This window comes from Amycolatopsis sp. 195334CR (genome assembly GCF_017309385.1).
GTDB lineage: Bacteria > Actinomycetota > Actinomycetes > Mycobacteriales > Pseudonocardiaceae > Amycolatopsis.
Genome location: NZ_JAFJMJ010000001.1, coordinates 633,736 through 652,347, shown reverse-complemented (window position 1 = coordinate 652,347; position 18,612 = coordinate 633,736). Strand labels below are relative to the sequence as shown.

Here is an 18,612-nt window from a genome sequence, read left to right as displayed (position 1 = left end):
CCCGAGTGTAGTTGACGTTTGTTCGTACCGCGAACTACTGTAGTTCGCACAGCCAACAGTACGTACTGCGAACAAGGGGCGAAGATGACAGCGACCGTGGTGGTTGTCGGGGGCGGGTACGGCGGGGCGTCCGCCGCGAAGGCGCTCGACGATGTGGCCGACGTGGTGCTCGTCGAGCCGAAGGACCAGTTCGTGCACCACGTCGCCGCGTTGCGCGGGCTGGTCGAGCCGGAGTTCGCCGAGCGGATCTTCCTGCCGTACGACCAGCTGCTCAAGCGCGGCCGGGTGGTGCGCGACCACGCGGTGGCGGCCGACACCGGCACCGTCACGCTCGGCTCCGGCGAGCGGATCGAGGCGGACTACCTCGTGCTCGCGACCGGCGCGGAGTACCCGTTCCCGGCCAAGTTCGCCGATCGCGACACCGCCGCGGCCAAGGCCAAACTGCGTGCCGCGCACGACGAACTCGCCGCGGCCGACAGCGTGCTCCTGCTCGGCGCCGGGCCGGTCGGGCTCGAGCTGGCGGGGGAGATCAAGGCGAAGTGGCCGGACAAGGCGGTCACCATCGTCGACCCGGAGTCGGAGCTGCTCGCCCGGTTCCCCGAGGAGTTCCGCGCGTCGGTGCGGAGTCAGCTCGACGAACTCGGCGTGGAACTCCTGCTGGGCACGACGGTCGACACGCCCCCGGCCGAGGGCGGCTTCACCGTGGAGACGGCCGACGGCACCAAGGTCACCGCGGACCTGTGGTTCCGCTGCTTCGGGATCGTGCCCGCGACGGGGTACCTGACCGGGGAGCTGGCCGCGGCCCGGCTGGCGGACGGGCGCGTGGCGGTGACGCCGGAGCTGCGGTTGCCCGGCCAGGAGCGGGTTTTCGCGATCGGTGACATCACCGACGTGCCGGAGGCGAAGCTGGCCAGGGCCGCCGGGGACCACGCCGAAGTGGTGGCGGCGAACATCCGCGCCCTCATCGGCGGCGGGGACCTGAGCACCTACGAAGCCGCGCCACCCGCCATGGCGTTGCCGCTCGGGCCGAAGCACGGCGCGACCTACACGCCGGAATCGGGCTTGCTGGACGCGGCGACGACCTCGGAGATCAAGGGGGCCGACATGATGGTCGGCCGGTTCGCTACGTTGCTCGGACTCGGCTGACCAGCACGCCGGCCAGCGCGGCGAGTGCGAGTGCGAGTGCCGCGTCGAACGTCAGGGTGGACAGCGAAACGGGGGTGTCCACCAGTGTTCGCGCGGCCTCGCCGACCGGCGGGAGCCACCGCTGGAACCCGGTCGCGGCGACCACGGCGGCGCCGAGCACGGCGGACCAGCCGATGCCCCGCACCACCGGGCGGGCGCACAGCAGGCCGACGGCGGTGCCGGTGGCACCGGCCGCGAGGTGCGCGAGTGCCCCGGCGGCGAGCAGGTGCGGGGGATAGTCGTAGGCGGTGGCGAGCACCGGCCAAAGCAGCGCGAAGGCGACGAGAACGAGGTCGGCGAGCAGGCAGGTGAGCAGGATGCCCGCGGTGACCCGCCCCCGCCCACCCGCGGCGGCGATGGTGACCTGCCGTTGGGTGGGGTCCTCGGTGTTCGCCACGGTGACCGCGAGCCAGACGGACACGGGGTAGAGCGCCAGGACCGATGCCGCCCACGTAGCCGGCGGGGGCCCGGGGTCGCCGCCGAAGAGGGGGGCCAGGAGCATGCCGTAGAGGAGGAAGGGGAGGAGGAACCGTTGGGAGCGCAGGAGATCGGCGCTGTAGTAGCGGGAGAGGGACCAAGTCGCCGCCACCACCCCCACCCGCCGCCGGTGTCCCGTGTGGTTGACGATGCTCATGAGCGGCGCACCTCCTCGACGGTGGCACCGAGCCGAGCCGCCTCGGCGAGGACGGGTTCGGCCAGCCCTTCCGGGCAGGACAAGGTGATCACCACCGTGCCTCGGCCGCCGCTGCCGCCGCGATCGCCTCCCGCGTCGGTGCGGTCCCGGTGGCTCTCGCCACCAGCGCCCTCGTGGGCCTCATCGCGGAGACGGCGGTCGTGCAGGCGCAGCTTCCGCCGCCCTGGCAGGGCATCCGCGGTGCCCGTGTGGTCGGTCAAAACCACCGCCGTCGTCCGGGAGAGAGCGGTGATCTCGGTTGTGAGCACTGGTCTCACCCCGACGTCCAACCCCGACCACGGCTCGTCCAGCACCAGGAGTTCCGCCCCGCTCGTCAGCGCCTGCACCAAGCCGACCTTCTGCGCGTTCCCCTTCGACAACCGGCTCATCGGCGTCGACAACCCACCCGAGAAACCCAAGCGCTCCAACAACTCCACCGGATCCCCCGCCGAACGCCCCCGGATCCGCCGCAGATGCCGCAGGTAGCTCGCAGCCGACATCCGCAGATGCGCCGGAAACCGGTCAGGCACATACCCCACCGTCACCGGCCGACCCGTGACGCGACCTTCCGACGGCGTCCCGCACCCCGCGATCACCCGCAGCAGCGTCGACTTCCCCGAACCGTTCTCCCCGAGCACGACGACCGGCTCACCCGGCCCGATCGCCAGCTCCACCCCCTCGACGACCAACGGCCCGCGCCGATAACGCTGCCCGACGCCCTCCAGCCGGATCACCGGTGGACCCGGCTGACCACCGCGGTGACCGGCAACGCGGTGAGAAAACCGAGCGCCTGCCGCGTCCGTTCACGCCCCTCGCACGCGTGCAGCACCGAAACGAGTTCCGCCCGCCAATTCGCGCGCTCCGCCCGAGGCAGGACGATCGCCAGCCGGTCGAGCACGGTGAGCCCGCTCGGCAGGCACCGCCGCGTGACCCCGACCACGAACGCCGCCGCCAGCATCATCGCCGTCACCGTCCACACCAGACTGACGACGGCGATGAGCCATTCGGTACGGGCGAGCAGCAGTGACGCGGTCGCCAGCGCGAACGGCGCCAGCCACCACCGCGGGACGAGCGCGCCGGTCACGCGCCCTCCTCGGCCGGGCCGAGCAGGCGGGACAGGTTCGCGCGCTTCTTCGCGCCCTCGGCGAGCGCGTGCACCGCCCGCGCGCGGCCTTCGGTGGTGAGCGTGTAATACCGCCGCGGCGGCCGTCCGGCTTCCTGCGCGTGCTCGGCCTGTTCCCAGCGGCTCGACACCCAGCCGGCGGCGGTCAGGCGCTGGAGGATCGGGTAAATGGTGCCCGCCGGGAGCCCGCTCGCCTTGCTCAGCTCGAACCCCCACACCTCACCGGCGTCGCGCTCGAGGAACACCGCGAGCACGGCCTGGGTCTGCAGGGTCATTCTCGGCATAGGCAGAACTCTATATAGCCCCCGCCGCTCCGGTCAACGGAGCTTGAACCCCTCGCTGGTCTGCGGGGTGGCGAACGCCGCCACCACGGTGAGCACCACGCCGCTCAGCAACGCGAGGAACGCGACCCGGTACGAGAACTCGTCCACCAGCGCGCCCATCACCACCGGGATGACCATGCCCGCCGCCTGCCCGCCGAACACGATCAGGCCCGCGCCCGCCCCGGCCAGCCCGGCGGGCAGGCTCCGCAGCGGCACGGCGAAGATCGGCATGTAGCACAGCGCGGCGAAGAAGCCGGTGAGCGTGAGGAACACCGCGAACACCGCGACCGGCTCGGAGTACGACATCACCACCAGGCACACCGCCGTCGCGGCCATCGCGGGCAGCACGACCACCCGGTGCCTGCCGCCCAGCCGGTCGCTCCACCGGCCGCCGAGCACCACCGCGATCCCGCCGAAGAGGGCGGGCAGCGCGGTGATCGCGCCCGCCTCGGTGAGCGTGAGCCCGCGCTCGCTCTGCAGGTAGGACGGCACCCACGAGGCCAGCCCCCAGACGATTACGTCGTACCCGAAGAACATCAGCGCGAACCGCCACATCACCGGTGAGAGCAGCACGGCCCGCCCGCCGCCGGGCCGCCGCTCGACCGCCACGCGCGGGGCGGGCAGCCACTTCCGCAGCGCCAGGAACACAAAAACGCCGAGCACCGCGATCGCGACGAACGCGCCCCGCCAGCCCCACCACGCGATCAGCGGGGCGGCGATGGCGGGCGCGAGCAGCACGCCGAACGCGTTGGAGCTCTGCATCCAGCCGTTGGCCGTCATCCGCTGACCCGGTTCGGTGCGCTCCGACAACGCCTTGATCGACGCGCCGGGGAACACGCCCTCCGCCGCGCCGAACAGGAACCGCACCGCGAGCAGCAGCACGAACGAGCCGACCAGCCCGGTCAGCGCGGTGAACGCCGACCACGCGAGCACCGCCACCAGCATCACCCGCACCGCGCCGAACCGGTCGGCGAGCAGCCCGCCCGGGATCTGGAACAACGCGTACGCCAGGAAGAACGCGGACAGCACGAGGCCCTGCTCGGTGTGGTCGAGGCCGAACTCGGCGCCGATCTGCGGCAGGGCGAGGTTGACCAGCAGGCGGTCGACGTAGTCCACGGTCCACGCGGCGAACAGCAGCAGCACGGTGACCCTGGCCGTCCGGTCCAGCGGTTGTTTCGGCGCGCGGACGTCCTCTCGCATGGAATGACCTAACCACGCGCGGTGAGCAGCCGGAAATCCGTAGGTGAATTCTTCACCGGTGTGACACCCGAAGCTGATACCGTCACACGCGTCAGTCGGCCTGGGGGTTGCGCATGACGATTTTGTACCGGGCGCTCGGTTCGCTGCAGGTGACGCGGAACGGGACGGAGGTGCGGCTCGGGCGGCCGCAGGCGCGGCAGGTGTTCGCGCTGCTGCTGGCCGAGGCGAACCAGGTCGTCTCGGTGGACCGCCTCGCCGAGGCGCTGTGGGGCGCGCTGCCGCCCGCGAGCCACCGCGTGCAGATCCAGGGTCTCGTCTCACAGCTGCGCCGGGCACTACGCCAACCGGGTGAGGCCGACCCGATTGCCACGGTGGGGCCGGGCTACCGGCTGACTGTCGCATCTGGACAGTCTGATGTGGACAAGTATGCCGATGCCGTGCGCCGCGGTCGTGAGCTGCTCGCCGAGGGCCGTCTCGACGACGGCGTGCGCGCTCTGCGCGAGGGACTGGCGTGGTGGCGCGGCCCGGTGCTGGCGGACCTCCGGCTCGACGCGGTCGCCGAATTCGTGACGTGCTGGGAAGAACGGCGGCTCGCGGCACTCGAGGAATGCATCGACGCCCAATTGCGCAGCGGCGCCGACGAGGACCTGAGCACCGAACTCCGTGAATTGATCACCGCGCACCCGTTCCGGGAACGGTTCTGCGGGCTGTTGATGACCGCACTCGCGAACCGCGGCCGGGCCGCCGAGGCGCTCGAGGTCTACCGGCGGTGGCGCGGGAGGCTGGTCGAGGAGCTGGGGGTGGAACCGTCGGCGGCGTTGCGCGAGATCCAGATCGGCATCCTGCGGGCGCAGGACGGGGAACTCGGGCAGGTCGACCCGGAGTCGCGGCGGATGCTCACCAGGCTGGCCGCGTTGCCCATGCCGGAGTTCTCCGCGTGGATGGCCGCGGCGGTGGTCGACGGCGATCCGAGCGAAGCCGAGCGCGTGCTGCGGGACCTGCACGAGCGGCAACTGCTCCGGGAAAGCGGGCGCCGCTACCGGCTGCACGACCTCGTCCGCTCGGCCCTGCCGGAGACCGACGAACCGGATTCGGCGTTGGAACGGGTGCTCGGCGGACTGCTGTGGCTGACCGAACGGGCCGCCGCCCGGCTGCCGGGCAGTGTGCTGCGGCCGGAACCGGGCCGGGCGCGGCGGTGGCCGGTGGCGATCGAGCCGCCCGCCGATCCGCTGGCCTGGTTCGAAACCGAGCAGCAGGCCATCGAGGACGCGGTCGGGCACGCGGCGGTGGCCGGTTTCGCCGAACTGGCTTGGGAACTCGCCGCGACCGCCTCCGCCTACTTCGACTACCGCGGGCTCTACCAGGAATGGGCCCGGTGCCACCGCCGCGCGCTCGACGCCGTGCGTGCCGCGGGTGATCGGCGCGGGGAAGCCGCGCTGCTGCGCGGGATCGGGCAGTTGCACATCTACTGGGACGAGTTCGGCGAGGCGGTGGACGCGCTGGGGGAGTCGTACCGGATCAGCGCTTCGCTGGGCGACCGGCCGGGCATGGCCCGCGCGCTGACCGGGCTCGGTGTGGTCTCGCGGGTGACCTGGCGACCCGAGCAGGCGCACGCGCGCACGGTCCGCGCGCTGGAGATGTTCGTCGAATGCGGCGACCGGCTCGGCGCGGCCCACAGCCATACCTCGATCGCCGCTGTGTGCCTCGACCTCGGCCAGCTCGCCGACGCCGAAACGGCGCTCGACCAGGCCCGCCGGCTGTGCGCCGAACTCGGTGACGACCACCGGATGGCGCTCGTGCTGCGGCGCTTCGGGCAGCTCCACCTGCGGCGCGGTGACCCCGAGCGCGCGCTGGCCAGCCTGTACCAGGCACTCGAACGACTCGAGTCGCAGCGCGACGACCAGTGCGCGGCGCAGGTGCGGCTCGACATCGGGCGCGCGTACCGCGTGCTGGGGGAGTGCCAGGACGCCGCCCGCCTGTTCAAGGCGGCGTCATCGCGGTTCACCAGGGTCGGCAACCGCAGCAGTGCGGCGGCGTGCGTGCTGGAGATCGACCGCACCGGCCTGGCTTAGGAGGTCGTGCCGCGGAGGCGGTTCATCGCGCGGTGCTGGATGTGCAGCACCGAGCTGAGCGTGCTCCCCAGCGTTTCGGCGGTGTGCTCCGCGCTGAGGCCGACCGCCACGCGGAGCACCACGACCTCCCGCTCGATCTCCGGCAGCCCGCGGACGAACGCGCCGAACCGGTCCGCGGCCCCGGTGCGGGCCTCGCCGACGCGCTTGAACGCGATCTCGTAGACGAACGCGCGGAGCGAGCCTTCGTCCCGGCGGGTGGGCAGGGCGGTCAGCACCGAGATGCAGACCTCCTGCGCCACTTCGTCCGCCGGGGCGAAGCTGTCCCCGTGCTTGCCGATGCGCGCGCGGCAGTACCGGACCACGGACGGCCGGATGGCCGCGATCAGCCGTTCGAGCGCGGCCTGGTCACCGGCCGCGGCTTCGGCCACCGCGGCGCCGCAGGTCTTCGAGGGGTGGACGCAGAGCTTCTCCGCTGTCTCCATGCGAGAGGAACCCGGAATGGGTTACCCCATGACGGCGACGTTGCCAATTCGAAATATGGTCAGCCGAATTGTCGCTTAACGAAGGCGCTGACCTTGGAAAAAGCGCCAGATGACCGGGGTCGCGTCCAGCACCGTGGGCGTCGCGGAGTCGTTGTTGGGCTTGGTGCTGGGCCAAACGTGGCCCGCGCCGTCGATGCGGTAGTGCTGGAGACTGCTCCGTTCGTCGCAACCGAGCCACTTTTGCACGGTCACTTTTTCCTGCGGTGAATAGGTCACCGGATGAGCGAAACAACCGTCACGTTCCGCCCATTTCTCGAGCCAGTCCGGAATGGCGGGCAAACCCTTCGCCGGATTTCCGTCGTAGGGGATGGTGGCGTCCGCGGTGCCGTGGAAGGCGAGGATCGGCGCGGGCTTGCTCGGCGAGCACTCACCGCCCTGCGGGTAGTAGGCCCCGGCGACCGGCGCGAACGCGGCGATTCGGCCGGGCAGGCGGCAGGCCAGCACGCCGACGAAGCCGCCGCCGTTGGACTTGCCGGTGGCGTAGATCCGCTTCGCGTCCACGCAGAGCTGCGACTGGAGCTTGGTGAGCAGGTCGCTGGTGAACAGCACGTCGTCGGCGTCGGCGGAGTACGGCGCCCCGGTCCAGGCTGACCCGCCGTCGGTGCCGATCAGGCCCTGCGGGTAGACGGCGATGGTGTTCACGCCGGAGAACTCCGAAAGCTCCTCCTGCCACTGGGAGGTCCGCTTGTGCCCGTGGAAGGACAGCACCACCGAGGTGGGCCGGTGCGGCTGGTAGTTCGCCGGGAGGTGGACGGTGTATTCCCTGGTCAGGCCGCCGGAGACGAGGGTCTGCGGGACGGTGGTGCCGGGGGTGACCGGTGGCGTGCGCCCGCAGCCGGTGGTGGGCACGGGGTGGTCGGTGACGCCGGAACTCGCGGTGCCCAAGGCGGGTGCGGTGGCTGAGGTGGCCGGCGCGGTGGCCGGGCCAGCCAGTGCGGCAGCCATGGCGGACGATGCGGTGCCCGAGGTGGCGGGTGCGGCGGCCGAGGCAGCGGGTGCGGCGGCCAGGCCAGCCAGTGCGGTACCCGAGGCGGCCGGGGCAGTCAGCGGGGCGGCCGGGCCAGCCAGTGCGGCGGACGGAGCAGCCACCACCGCAGCCACCACCGCGGGCAACACCACGGCGCCCACCAGCGGCAACCGCCCGGAAAGGGGTCGTCGGAGCACGTGATCCTCCTTGATCAACGGGCCGAATGCCGGTCAAGGATCACCGCGCGCGTGACCGTGGTCACGCTTTCGTTCATTGTGTTCACTCTCCGGTGTTTCCCCCACGCTCATCCGGGGTACAGGTAAGCAGCCCAGTACCGGGGAGGAGCCCCACGCGTGCCGAAGCCTGACCAGATCCTCAACGCCAGGATGACGCTGACCGACGGCCCGGAGAGCACCTCCTGGGCACGCAGCCAGGTGCGCCTGATGCTCGACGGCGCCACCCCGGAATCCGTCCACCAGACCCTGCTCGTGGTCGACGAGCTGATCTCCGACGCCGAGCGCTACCGCGAGCAGGTGACCGAGATCCGCCTCGGCCTCGACCGGCAGGCCGCACGCCTGCGCGTCGAGGTGGACGCCGAGGCCACCGACGACGTGCCGCTGCCGGTCTCCCCGGACGAAACCGCCGACGGCAGGCTGTTGCTGGAGCAGCTCCCGCTCGACTGGGGCGTGCGCGGCGAGGGCACCACGCGCACGGTGTGGGCCGTGATGAACCTGGCTCGCCGCCAGGGCGATCAGGACTGAGCGGCCGCTTCCCGCTCGTAGGTCTCCAGTGTCTCCACGAACATCCGCCGCTGGTCCGGGGTGAGCGGCTCCAGCGCCTTCCGCCAGGCCCTCGCGCCCGCCGAAAGCCACGCGTCGACCGCGTCGCGGTGCTGGTCGGCGATGCTCACGATGGTGCGCCGCCGGTCCTGGCTGTCCTCCCGGCGTTCGAGCACGCCCTGCCTGCTCAGGTCACCGACCATCAGGCTCACCGTGGCCGGCGCGACCTCCAGCAGGCGCGCGAGCTCGTTCACCGTCATCGGCCCGTCGAAGAGCAGGTAGGCGAGCAGCGACAGGTGACGCGGGGCGAGGGAGAACGAGCGGAGCTGCTCGGGAACCGGGATCCGCTTGACCCGGCCCGCCATCCGCGGCATGAGCAGCAACAGGGTCCGAATGCCCTGGTCGACGCTCAGCCCCTCACCCGCCATGCGCCGATCCTAGGGTTTGCGCCCCAGCCCGGCGAAGGCGCTGCTGGTGTTGGGCGCGGCCAGGAAGTCCTGCGTGGCCTCGGAGGCGCGTTCGTCCGTGCGCCATTCCGGGATCCACGTGATGCCCGGCTCCACCAGCTCGAACCCGTCGAAGAAGCGGGTGAACTCCTCGCGCGAGCGCAGGTGCAGCGGCGTGGCCGAGTTGCGGTACTGGCGGCGGACCTCGGCCCGCTCCTCCTCGCCCTCGGCGGGCACCCCGTCCACGGTCATGTGCGAGGACAGGAAGTACGAACCGGACGGCAGCAGGTCGCGGTACTGGGCGATGATCTCGTTCGGCCCGTCCTCCGGGCTGACGAAGTACAGCACGTTCACCATGATCAGCCCGATCGGCTCGGTCGGGTTCAGCACGCCGGTGTCCATCGCGCGCTCCCAGATGTTCTCCGGGTCGCGCAGGTCGGCCTGGATCACCGCGTGCCGCCGCAGGTCGCCCTCGCGTTCGAGCAGCACCTGCGAATGCGCCACCGCCACCGGCTCGTTGTCCACGTAGACGCAGCGGCTGTCGGGGTTCACCGAGTCGGCGATCTCGTGCACGTTGCCCACGGTGGGCACGCCGGAACCGAGGTCGAGGAACTGCGTGATGCCCTGGCGCGCGAGGTAGTGCACCCCGCGGCCGAGGAACTCGCGGCCGACCTTGGCCATCGAGCGCACCATCGGGAAGGCGGCCACCGCCTTGGCCCCGAACTCCCGGTCGATCGCCCAGTTCGCGGTACCACCGAGGAACCAGTCGTAGATCCGGGCCGGATTGGGGTGCTCCAGATCGACGCCGTCGGGAACGAGGTCGGGATCGTGGTCGGACATGAGTACTCCTCGCGTTCGCCTGCGCACACCGTAGCGGGTTGGCGGTACCCTGCCCGCCATGGGACGGCCGCCGCGCCACGACACGGACCGCCTGCTCGACGCCGCCGCCGGGCTGGCCGCCACCGGAGGGCCGGCTTCGGTCACCGTCACCGCGGTGGCCAGGGCGGCCGGTGCGCCCAGCGGGTCGATCTACCACCGCTTCCCGAGCCGGTCGGCGTTGCTCGCCGAACTGTGGCTGCGCACGGTGGAACGGTTCCAGGAGGGCTTCCTCGACGCGCTCGACGGTGACTCGCCCGCCGCGGCCGCGCGGCACGTGGTCGCCTGGTGCCGGGCGAACCCCGACCAGGCCGCGGTGCTGTTGTACGGCCCGGTGGACTTCGGCGAACCCACCTGGCCGGAAGACGCCCGTGACCGGCTGGCCAAGCGGAACGCGCAGGTCGACCGGGCGCTGCGGGCACTGGCCGACCGCGTCGGCCACCCCGGTGCCGAGGGCGCCGACCGGCTGGTTCTGGCCACTGTGGACATTCCGTATTCGACGGTCCGGCGGCACCTGCGGGCGGGCAACGCCATCCCGGGGTACGCGGAGGACCTGGTCGCCGACTGCGCCGACCGGCTGTTCGCCTAGGCGCTGTCCTGCAAGTCTGCTCGATGGGCTTCGTGATCCAGGTGGTTCCTGGCGGTGCCGGGCGTTCGGCCTCGTACTGGCCGTACTCGGCCGAAGGCCCGGTGCCGCCAGGGGCCGCCTGGGCGCGAAGACTGCGAGCGTGACTTGTAGGACAGTGCCTAGCGCGTTGCGCTGCGGACCGGTGCCGGAACTCCTACGGTGCCCGAATGGGAATCATGCGCACCTTGGACGTCGACACGGTGCTCGCGCGGCAGGAATCCGGCGACCTGAAGCGGCGCCTGCGCGGCCGTGACCTGGTCGGATTCGGGGTCGGCATCATCATCGGCACCGGGATCTTCACCCTCGCCGGGGTCGAGGCGAAAACACACGCCGGGCCCGCGGTGACGCTGTCCTTCGTGATCGGCGCCGTGGTCGCCGGGCTGGCCGCGCTCTGCTACGCCGAACTGGCGTCGAGCGTGCCGACCGCGGGCAGCGCCTACACCTACGCCTTCGCCACGCTCGGCGAGGTGTTCGCCTGGATCATCGGCTGGGACCTGCTGCTGGAGTTCGCGCTCGGCGCGGCGGTGGTCTCGCGCGGCTGGTCCGGTTACCTGGCGAACCTGCTGGGCCTGCCGCCGCAGTGGTTCGGCGAGGACGCCACGATCAACATCGGCGCGGTGCTGATCATCGCGGTGCTGACGGTGGTCGCGGTGGCCGGGATCAAGCAGTCCTCGTTGTTCACCAACGTGCTCGTGGTGGTGAAGGTCGCGGTGTGCCTGATGATCCTGGGCATCGGCGTCTTCTTCGTGAAGGGGTCGAACCTGACCCCGTTCATCCCGCCGTCGCAGCCGCCGGAGGAGGGGGCCGACGTGCTGCACCAGCCGGTGGTGCAGGCCGGGCTCGGGCTGGAGCAGTCGGCGTTCGGCATCGCCGGCGTGCTCACCGCGGCGGCGATCGTGTTCTTCGCCTACACCGGTTTCGAGGCGCTGGCGAACCTCGGGGAGGAGACCAGGAACCCGCGCAAGGACCTGCGGGTCGGCATCCTCGGCGCGCTCGGCATCTGCGCGCTGCTGTACATCGGGGTGTCGCTGGTGCTGACCGGCATGGTCCCGTTCACCGACATCGACGAGGGCGCGCCACTGGCCGACGCCTTCGATTCGGTGGGCATGCACTGGATCAGCGCGCTGATCTCGCTGGGCGCGGTGACCGGGCTGACCTCGGTGATGATGGTGGAGCTGGTGACCATCGGGCGAATCGGCTTCGCCATGGGGCGTGACGGGCTGCTGCCGAAGAAGCTGGGCACGGTGCACCCGCGCTGGGGCACCCCGCACCGCGTGACGATCATCGGCGCGGTGCTGATCGCGCTGCTCGCCGCGTTCGTGCCGATCACCGAGCTGTCGGACATGGTCAGCATCGGCGCGCTGTCCGCGATGATCATCGTTGCCATCGCGGTGCCCGTCCTGCGGCGCAAGCGGCCGGACCTCCAGCGGCCGTTCACCGTGCCGTTCTCCCCGGTCTTGCCGATCGTGGCGGCGCTGGCCTGCCTGTACCTGATGCTGAACCTGGACGTGCTGACCTGGATCCGGTTCGCCGCCTGGCTGGGCCTTGGCCTGCTGATCTACTTCGTCTACGGCCGCCGCCACTCCCGCCTGCGGGAGAAGTAACCGCTGGCGGCCCCCAACCGCGCCAGGGCACCCGCCGTACCCCACGCGGCGGGTGCCCCAGTGACCTGTATCACCATAATGGCCAGGACTGGACGCCTGCCTGTACTCCGCACTGTACTCGATCACAGTGCTCTGACCAGCGTGAACAACCCTGTGGTGCGTTTGGCGGTGGTCGTCCGGCGGCATCTTCGCCAAGCTGGACGGGCAGGTTTGGAGGTGCCGGTGGACAACAGGCTGCGGGCCCGGCGACTGCTGGCCGGGCTGACCCAGGCCGAACTCGCCGAACGCGCGGGGGTCAGCCTGCGCGCGGTGCGCAACGCCGAACGCGGGCACGTGCGCAACTCCCGCGCCGAGACCACGCGGCGGCTGCTGGCCGTGCTCGCCGACGAGGCCCCGGAGCTGAGCATCCGCGTGCTCGGGCCGTTGTCGGTGCACCAGTCGGGCCAGCCGGTCGACCTGGGCGCCGAGAAGCAGCGGCGGCTGCTGGCGCTGCTCGCGATCCAGCCGAACCGGGTGGTGCGCCGCGAGGAGATCGTCGACGTGCTGTGGGGCAACGGGCCGCCGTCCTCGTGCCTGGAACTGGTGCACACCTACGTCGCGCGGCTGCGCAAGGTGCTGGAGCCGCGCCGGGTGCGCCAGGAGCCGGCTCGGGTGATCACCACGGTCCCCGGTGGCTACCGGCTGTCCGTCGAGGAACACCAGTTGGACCTCCTGCGGTTCGAAGCCGCCGCGAAACGGGCCGAAGAAGCCGAGGATCCCGCGACCGCGGAGCGGTGCTGGCTCGAAGCGCTCGAGGTGTGGCGTGGTCCCGCACTGTCCGGATTGGACGGATTCCGGCACCACCCGGTGCGCCACTCCCTCCAGGCGCGCCGGTCGGCCGCCGTCCTCGCGTACGCCGAAGTCGCTGGTGCGCAAGGGAATCACGAGGACGCCATCCCGCACCTGCGGGCGCTGACCACCGCCGAGCCGTTGCACGAGACCGCGCACGCGCGGCTGATGCTCGCGCTCGCCGGGGCCGGCCAGCAGGCGGCGGCGCTGGAGTTGTTCGACGAGATCCGCCGCCGCCTCGCCGGGGACCTGGGCATCGAGCCCGGCCCCGAACTGCGGCGGGCGCACGCGCGCGTGCTGCGGCCCGAAGAGCCGGAAGCGCCGGACGGCGACCGCCGCCGCCCGGCGCAGCTGCCCGCCGACGTCGGCGGGTTCACCGGCCGCATCACGGAACTGGCTTCGCTGGACCACCTCCTGCCCGACGACGGCACGGCCGTGCGGATCGCCGTGGTGTCCGGCACCGCCGGGGTGGGCAAGACCGCGGTCGCCGTGCGCTGGGCCCACCGGTCCCGCGAGCGCTTCCCGGACGGCCAGCTCTACCTCGACCTGCGCGGGTACGGGCCGGAACGACCGGTCGAACCGGGTGACGCGCTGTCCGGGTTCCTGCGTGCGCTCGGTGTCGCCGGTGCCGAGATCCCGGCCGAGGAGGACCAGCGCGCGGCGCGGTTCCGCACCGAACTGGACGACCGCAGGCTCCTGCTGATCCTGGACAACGCCGGTTCGGTCGAGCAGGTCCGGCCGCTGCTGCCGGGCGCGGCGTCCTGCTCGGTGCTGGTGACCAGCCGCGAGACGCTGCCCGCGTTGATCGCCCGGCACGGCGCGCACCGGGTGCTGCTCGACCTCCTGACGCCCGAGGACGCCCTGGACCTGTTGCGCACGCTGCTCGGTGAGCGGGTGACCGCGGAGCCCGTGCCCGCGGAAGCGCTCGTCGAGTACTGCGTGCGGTTGCCGTTGGCGCTCCGGCTGGTCGCGGAGCTGGCGCTGGCCAGGCCGTCGGTGTCGCTGGCCGAGCTCGCCACGGAACTGGCCGACGAGCGCCGGCGGCTGGACCTGCTCGACGGCGGTGGCGACCCGCGCACCGCGGTCCGTGCGGTGTTCTCCTGGTCCTACGGGCACTTGCCGCTCGACGCCGCGCGGATGTTCCGGTTGTGGGGCCTGCATCCCGGTCGCGCGCTGACCGTCGACGCCGCCGCCGCGCTCGCCGGGACCAGCCTCCACGAGGCACAGCGGCTGATCGACGTGCTCGTCCGCGCGCACCTGGCCGAGGAACTGCGGCCTGGCCGCTACCAACTGCACGACCTCCTGCGGGTCTACGCCGCCGAACTCGCCGAGGACGATCGTGACGCGCTGACCCGGTTGTTCGACCACTACGTCGCCGCGGCCGCGCTGGCGATGGACCTGGATTCCCCGCAGGAGAAGCACTTGCGGCCGGAAGCGCCGCCGCTGCGGTTCCCGGACTGGCGCCCACCGAACGCCCAGGAGTGGCTGGAGACCGAACGCGGAAACCTGCTCGCCGTCGCCTCGCACGCCACGCGCCACGGCTGGCCGGAGCACGTCCGGTTGCTGTCCGGCATCCTCTGGAAGTACCTGGACCTCGGCGGGTACCACGAAGACGCGCTGATGCTGCACACGCATGCGTCGGCCTTCGCCGAAGCGGGGGAGCGCACGGACCCGCTGACCCTCATCGGGCTCGGGTACTGGCGGGTCGGCCGGTCGAAGGAAGCGTTGAGCTACCTGGAAGAGGCGCTCGCCGCCGCCAGGGAAAGCGGCAACCGCAACACCGAGAGCTACGTGCTGAACACGCTCGGCCTGGTGTGCCGGGCGCTCGGGCGGTTCACCGACGCGCTGGCCTACCTGGAGCAGGCACTGGAGCTGGCCAGGGAAACCGGCGACCGGAACAGCGAGGGACTGGTGCTGGTGGTGCTGGGCGCGGCCTGCCGGGGGATGGGGCGCTACCGCGACGCCGCGCGGTACCTGGAACTCGCGCTGGCCGCCGCCCGCGAGACCGGTGACCGCACCAGCGAGGGCTACGTCCGGGTGAACCTCGGTGATGTGCTGTCCGCGCAGGGGAAGCACGAGCAGGCGGTGTCCTCTTTGGAGGAAGGGCTGGCGTTGTTCGCGGAGACCGGCACCCGCACCAGCGAGGGGTACGCGCTGGGCATCCTCGGTGGCGCGCTCCGCTCGCTCGGCCGGTACGACGACGCGCTGGAGCGGCTGGACCAGGCGCTGGCGGTGTCCCGCGAAACCGGCGGGCGGGTCAACGAAGGCGTGGCGCTGAAGCACTACGGCGACGTCCACCGCGAGCTGGGCCGCCACGACGAAGCCGCGCGCTGCCTGGGTGAAGCGCTGGCGATCGCCCGTGAGTGCGCCGATCGCGGGGTGGAGTCGCGGGTGCTCACCTCGCTGGGCTCGCTGGCCATCACCCGCGGCGAATCCGCCGAGGCGACCCGCTTCTTCCGCGACGCACTGGAGATCGCCGTCGAAACCGGCTGCACCGGTGATCAGGCGTACGCCCACCGCGGGCTGGGGGACGCCACCGGCGAGCGCGAGCACTGGGAACGCGCGCTGGCGTTGTTCGCGGAAATGGGCGTGCCGGAAGCGGACGAGGTGCGGACGCGCCTCAACCTGGCCAGGGTCTGACACGATGCGGGCATGGACCTGGAGCGACCCCACCGCGTGACGCGGGCCTTCGAGCGATTCTTCTCCGGCGAACCGGCCGCGATGGACCCGGTGGCCCTGTTCCACGAGGTGGCCAACTCGGTGCCCGCCTACCGGAAGTTCCTCGGCGAGCACGGCGTCGACCCGGTCACCATCACCTCGCGGCAGGACTTCGAACGGCTGCCGCTGCTGGACAAGGCGTCCTACCACCAGCGCTACCCGCTGCCCGAGCTGTGCCGCGACGGCAGGCTGGAGGACCTGGACATGATCGCGGTGTCGTCCGGGTCGAGCGGCACACCGACCATCTGGCCGCGTTCGCTGGCCGACGAACTGGAGATCACCCGCCGGTTCGAGCAGGTGTTCCGCGGGTTCGGCGCGGACCACCGCCGGACGCTGGCGGTGGTCTGCTTCCCGCTCGGCACCTGGGTCGGCGGCCTGTTCACCACGGCCTGCGTGCGGCACCTGGCGGCCAAGGGCTTCCCGATCACCGTGGTGGCGCCGGGCAACAACAAGGCGGAGATCCTCCGCGTGCTGCCGGAACTGGCGCCGCACTTCGAGCAGGTGGTGCTGCTGGGGTACCCGCCGTTCGTCAAGGACGTGGTGGACAGCGGCGAGGGCTGGGACCGGTACGCGGTGAAGCTGGTGCTCGCCGGCGAGGTGTTCAGCGAGGAGTGGCGCGACCTGATGGCCGAGCGCGCCGGGATGGCCGATCCGGTGCGTGATTCCGTGGCGCTGTACGGCACCGCGGACGCCGGGGTCCTGGGCAACGAGACCGCGCTCTCGGTGTCCATCCGCCGGTTCCTGGCCGGTCGGCCGGACCTGGCGAGGGAACTGTTCGACGCCGACCGGTTGCCCACGCTGGTGCAGTACGACCCGGCCAGCCGGTACTTCGAGGTCTCCGACGGCACGCTGCTGTTCACCGGTGACAACGGGATTCCGCTGGTCCGCTACCACATCGCCGACGAAGGCGGGGTGCTCGCGCACGACGAACTGGTCGAGTTCTGCACACGGCACGGGTTCTCACCGCCCGAGGGGGAGAACCTGCCGTTCGTCTACGTCTTCGGCCGGTCGCTGTTCACCGTGTCGTTCTTCGGGGCCAACGTCTACCCGGAGAACGTGACCGTCGGACTGGAACAGCCGGGCATCAGCGGCTGGGTCACCGGCAAGTTCGTGCTCGAAGCCGTCGAGGACGAGCAGCGGGACCGGCGCCTGCGGGTGACCGTCGAACTCGCGCCGGGCAAGGACGGCGACCCGGCGGCGGTGGCGGAGTCGATCCGGGCGCAGCTGGTGCGGTTGAACAGCGAGTTCGCGCACTACGTCCCGGCGGACCGGCAACTGCCCGAAGTGGACCTGCGACCGGCGGGCGACCCGGAGTACTTCCCGGTCGGCGTGAAGCACCGGTACACGCGGGGGAACTCCTAGAGTGCCGTTCACCTTCGCGCACCCGGCCGTGGTGCTGCCGCTGCGGCGGGTGCTGTGGCTGCCGGGGCTGGTCGCCGGTGCCCTGTCCCCGGACGTCGCCTACTACCTGCCGATCCCCGGCGGCTCCAAGATCACGCATTCGTTCGGCGGGGTTTTCTGGGTGGATCTTGCACTCGGCATCATGCTGCTGTTGCTCGGCTGGGCGATGGCCGCGCCGCTGCTCGCGCTGGCGCCGGACGGGGTGCGCGCCCGCATCGAGGTCCGAAGTGGACGGAGGGTGGCCGCGTGGCGACTCGCCGTGTCCATTGTGGTCGGAGCGCTGACGCACGTGGCCTGGGACGCCGTCACGCACGTGCACGGCCCCGCGGTGCAGCACTGGGCCTGGCTGCGAACGTCCGTGGTCGGCCCGCACCGGCTCTACAACGTGATCGGCTACGTGTCCTCGGCAGGCGGGCTGCTGGTGCTCGCGCTGGCGGCGGTGCGGTGGTACCGGCTGGCTCCCGCCGGGAGTCCCGCTACCGGGCTTTCTCGGCGAACTTAAACACAGCGCGGGCTTCTCAGCAGCCTCTCCACTCGGGGCGGCCTGCGGCCTGGCGGATCCGGTGAGCCGCGTGAGCGGCTACGACTGGGTCAGGCAGCTGCTCGTCGGCATGACGCGGGGTGCGGGCGTCGCGCTCGCCGCCTACGTCGTGGGGTGGTACCTGACCCGACGACGGTGACTCAGCTGTGCGAGGTCAGCTTGCCCAGTTCGTGCTCGAAGTCGAACCACTGGTGCTCGGAGCCGGCCGGGATCTTCTCGTAGGTGCGGTCGAGGAAGGCGGCGATCTCCGCCGACGGTGCCTCCATCACGGCCTCGCCGTCCGGCGTGATCAGCTCGAAGACCACGTACTCCGGGTCGGTGGCCGGGCTGATCCGCAGGTCGCCGAGACCGGCCGGGCCGAGCAGGCCGTCGGCGAGCAGGTCGCGGGCGCACATCCACTGCACGGTGCCGCGGCCGGTGTGGAAGTTGACCGCGACCGCGTACGGGTCGCTGGTGTCGTACGCCAGCTCCGCGGGCAGCGGCGCCGGGCCCGCCGCGAAGGTGCGCAGTCCGAAGACGATCTTCGCGCGGGTGGTGTCCTGGTAGTCGGGCATCGCCGTGGTTCCTTCCGTCCGTTCGCCGGCTCTCTCCCTATAGAGAACGCGCGAGCACGCACTGTGGAACATGAAACCACTTCGCTTCATCCCAAAGGAGGAGTGGCGGGCGTTTCGTCGTCACCCGTCTGCGCGAACGAGGTGTGACCGGG

General features: G+C 71.6%; 18 protein-coding genes. 8 read left to right on the top strand and 10 right to left on the bottom strand.

Features of this window, described 5'->3' with window-relative positions:
* Positions 1-84 precede the first annotated feature (84 nt).
* Positions 85-1,146: an NAD(P)/FAD-dependent oxidoreductase gene (locus JYK18_RS03230; protein WP_206800600.1), complete on the top strand. Its 1,062-nt coding sequence runs from the start codon at positions 85-87 to the stop codon at positions 1,144-1,146.
* Here the strand turns inward: JYK18_RS03230 and JYK18_RS03225 are convergent.
* Genes JYK18_RS03225 through JYK18_RS03205 form a run of 5 tightly spaced genes read right to left on the bottom strand, consistent with a single transcriptional unit; the run spans position 1,124 to position 4,504 of the window.
* Positions 1,124-1,819: a hypothetical protein gene (locus tag JYK18_RS03225; protein WP_206800590.1), complete on the bottom strand. Its 696-nt coding sequence runs from the start codon at positions 1,817-1,819 to the stop codon at positions 1,124-1,126. The genes JYK18_RS03230 and JYK18_RS03225 overlap by 23 nt on opposite strands.
* The gene (locus JYK18_RS03220; protein WP_206800588.1) at positions 1,816-2,592 is read right to left on the bottom strand and encodes an ATP-binding cassette domain-containing protein; all 777 of its coding nucleotides are present in this window, start codon (positions 2,590-2,592) and stop codon (positions 1,816-1,818) included. The genes JYK18_RS03225 and JYK18_RS03220 overlap by 4 nt, the downstream gene beginning before the upstream one ends.
* On the bottom strand, positions 2,589-2,942 hold the full coding sequence (locus tag JYK18_RS03215) for a hypothetical protein (protein WP_206800586.1): 354 nt from the start codon (positions 2,940-2,942) through the stop codon (positions 2,589-2,591). Before JYK18_RS03215 ends, JYK18_RS03220 begins: the two co-directional genes overlap by 4 nt.
* Entirely contained in the window at positions 2,939-3,265 is a 327-nt protein-coding gene (locus JYK18_RS03210) for a PadR family transcriptional regulator (RefSeq protein WP_206800584.1), read from the bottom strand. Before JYK18_RS03210 ends, JYK18_RS03215 begins: the two co-directional genes overlap by 4 nt.
* A gap of 33 nt (positions 3,266-3,298) precedes the next feature.
* Positions 3,299-4,504: an MFS transporter gene (locus JYK18_RS03205; protein ID WP_206800582.1), complete on the bottom strand. Its 1,206-nt coding sequence runs from the start codon at positions 4,502-4,504 to the stop codon at positions 3,299-3,301.
* 113 nt (positions 4,505-4,617) lie between these two features.
* On the opposite strand from JYK18_RS03205, the gene JYK18_RS03200 reads away from it, so the two are divergent.
* On the top strand, positions 4,618-6,576 hold the full coding sequence (locus tag JYK18_RS03200; RefSeq protein WP_206800580.1) for a BTAD domain-containing putative transcriptional regulator: 1,959 nt from the start codon (positions 4,618-4,620) through the stop codon (positions 6,574-6,576).
* Here JYK18_RS03200 and JYK18_RS03195 read toward each other — a convergent pair.
* Both JYK18_RS03195 and JYK18_RS03190 read right to left on the bottom strand, forming a co-directional pair.
* Positions 6,573-7,058: a sigma factor-like helix-turn-helix DNA-binding protein gene (locus tag JYK18_RS03195; protein WP_206800572.1), complete on the bottom strand. Its 486-nt coding sequence runs from the start codon at positions 7,056-7,058 to the stop codon at positions 6,573-6,575. The genes JYK18_RS03200 and JYK18_RS03195 overlap by 4 nt on opposite strands.
* Before the next feature lie 75 nt (positions 7,059-7,133).
* On the bottom strand, positions 7,134-8,063 hold the full coding sequence (locus JYK18_RS03190; RefSeq protein WP_206803998.1) for a ferulic acid esterase: 930 nt from the start codon (positions 8,061-8,063) through the stop codon (positions 7,134-7,136).
* Between the two features lie 375 nt (positions 8,064-8,438).
* Between JYK18_RS03190 and JYK18_RS03185 the strand changes: the two genes are divergently transcribed.
* Positions 8,439-8,846, top strand: coding sequence for an ATP-binding protein (locus tag JYK18_RS03185; protein ID WP_206800570.1), 408 nt, complete (start codon positions 8,439-8,441; stop codon positions 8,844-8,846).
* On the opposite strand, the gene JYK18_RS03180 is transcribed toward JYK18_RS03185, so the two are convergent.
* Both JYK18_RS03180 and JYK18_RS03175 read right to left on the bottom strand, forming a co-directional pair.
* A complete protein-coding gene (locus tag JYK18_RS03180) occupies positions 8,837-9,292 on the bottom strand; it encodes a MarR family winged helix-turn-helix transcriptional regulator (RefSeq protein WP_206800567.1) in 456 nt (151 codons plus the stop codon). The genes JYK18_RS03185 and JYK18_RS03180 overlap by 10 nt on opposite strands.
* A 9-nt stretch (positions 9,293-9,301) precedes the next feature.
* A complete protein-coding gene (locus JYK18_RS03175) occupies positions 9,302-10,150 on the bottom strand; it encodes an SAM-dependent methyltransferase (protein WP_206800565.1) in 849 nt (282 codons plus the stop codon).
* A gap of 58 nt (positions 10,151-10,208) precedes the next feature.
* Here JYK18_RS03175 and JYK18_RS03170 point away from each other — a divergent pair, with 58 nt between their 5' ends.
* From JYK18_RS03170 to JYK18_RS03150, 5 genes are all read left to right on the top strand, one after another.
* Positions 10,209-10,775, top strand: a complete 567-nt coding sequence (locus tag JYK18_RS03170; protein WP_206800564.1) for a TetR/AcrR family transcriptional regulator — start codon at positions 10,209-10,211, stop codon at positions 10,773-10,775.
* Between the two features lie 206 nt (positions 10,776-10,981).
* Positions 10,982-12,418 carry an APC family permease gene (locus JYK18_RS03165; protein ID WP_206800561.1) on the top strand — a complete coding sequence of 479 codons (1,437 nt, stop codon included), beginning with the start codon at positions 10,982-10,984 and terminating at the stop codon, positions 12,416-12,418.
* A 222-nt stretch (positions 12,419-12,640) separates the two neighbouring features.
* Positions 12,641-15,886, top strand: coding sequence for a tetratricopeptide repeat protein (locus JYK18_RS03160; protein ID WP_307795763.1), 3,246 nt, complete (start codon positions 12,641-12,643; stop codon positions 15,884-15,886).
* A gap of 12 nt (positions 15,887-15,898) precedes the next feature.
* A complete protein-coding gene (locus JYK18_RS03155) occupies positions 15,899-17,326 on the top strand; it encodes a phenylacetate--CoA ligase family protein (protein WP_206800557.1) in 1,428 nt (475 codons plus the stop codon).
* 1 nt (position 17,327) lies between these two features.
* Positions 17,328-17,867: a DUF4184 family protein gene (locus JYK18_RS03150; protein ID WP_307795762.1), complete on the top strand. Its 540-nt coding sequence runs from the start codon at positions 17,328-17,330 to the stop codon at positions 17,865-17,867.
* A 179-nt stretch (positions 17,868-18,046) separates the two neighbouring features.
* Here the strand turns inward: JYK18_RS03150 and JYK18_RS03145 are convergent, their stop codons facing one another.
* Positions 18,047-18,460 carry an SsgA family sporulation/cell division regulator gene (locus JYK18_RS03145; RefSeq protein ID WP_206800555.1) on the bottom strand — a complete coding sequence of 138 codons (414 nt, stop codon included), beginning with the start codon at positions 18,458-18,460 and terminating at the stop codon, positions 18,047-18,049.
* Positions 18,461-18,612: the final 152 nt, after the last annotated feature.

Excerpts from the sequence above, each read along its gene's own strand:
- JYK18_RS03230 (WP_206800600.1), top strand. The coding sequence starts at position 85 with ATGACAGCGACCGTGGTGGTTGTCGGGGGCGGGTACGGCGGGGCGTCC.
- JYK18_RS03225 (WP_206800590.1), bottom strand. The coding sequence starts at position 1,819 with ATGAGCATCGTCAACCACACGGGACACCGGCGGCGGGTGGGGGTGGTG.
- JYK18_RS03210 (WP_206800584.1), bottom strand. The coding sequence starts at position 3,265 with ATGCCGAGAATGACCCTGCAGACCCAGGCCGTGCTCGCGGTGTTCCTC.
- JYK18_RS03205 (WP_206800582.1), bottom strand. The coding sequence starts at position 4,504 with ATGCGAGAGGACGTCCGCGCGCCGAAACAACCGCTGGACCGGACGGCC.
- JYK18_RS03200 (WP_206800580.1), top strand. The coding sequence starts at position 4,618 with ATGACGATTTTGTACCGGGCGCTCGGTTCGCTGCAGGTGACGCGGAAC.
- JYK18_RS03195 (WP_206800572.1), bottom strand. The coding sequence starts at position 7,058 with ATGGAGACAGCGGAGAAGCTCTGCGTCCACCCCTCGAAGACCTGCGGC.
- JYK18_RS03190 (WP_206803998.1), bottom strand. The coding sequence starts at position 8,063 with ATGGCTGCCGCACTGGCTGGCCCGGCCACCGCGCCGGCCACCTCAGCC.
- JYK18_RS03180 (WP_206800567.1), bottom strand. The coding sequence starts at position 9,292 with ATGGCGGGTGAGGGGCTGAGCGTCGACCAGGGCATTCGGACCCTGTTG.
- JYK18_RS03175 (WP_206800565.1), bottom strand. The coding sequence starts at position 10,150 with ATGTCCGACCACGATCCCGACCTCGTTCCCGACGGCGTCGATCTGGAG.
- JYK18_RS03170 (WP_206800564.1), top strand. The coding sequence starts at position 10,209 with ATGGGACGGCCGCCGCGCCACGACACGGACCGCCTGCTCGACGCCGCC.
- JYK18_RS03165 (WP_206800561.1), top strand. The coding sequence starts at position 10,982 with ATGGGAATCATGCGCACCTTGGACGTCGACACGGTGCTCGCGCGGCAG.
- JYK18_RS03155 (WP_206800557.1), top strand. The coding sequence starts at position 15,899 with ATGGACCTGGAGCGACCCCACCGCGTGACGCGGGCCTTCGAGCGATTC.
- JYK18_RS03145 (WP_206800555.1), bottom strand. The coding sequence starts at position 18,460 with ATGCCCGACTACCAGGACACCACCCGCGCGAAGATCGTCTTCGGACTG.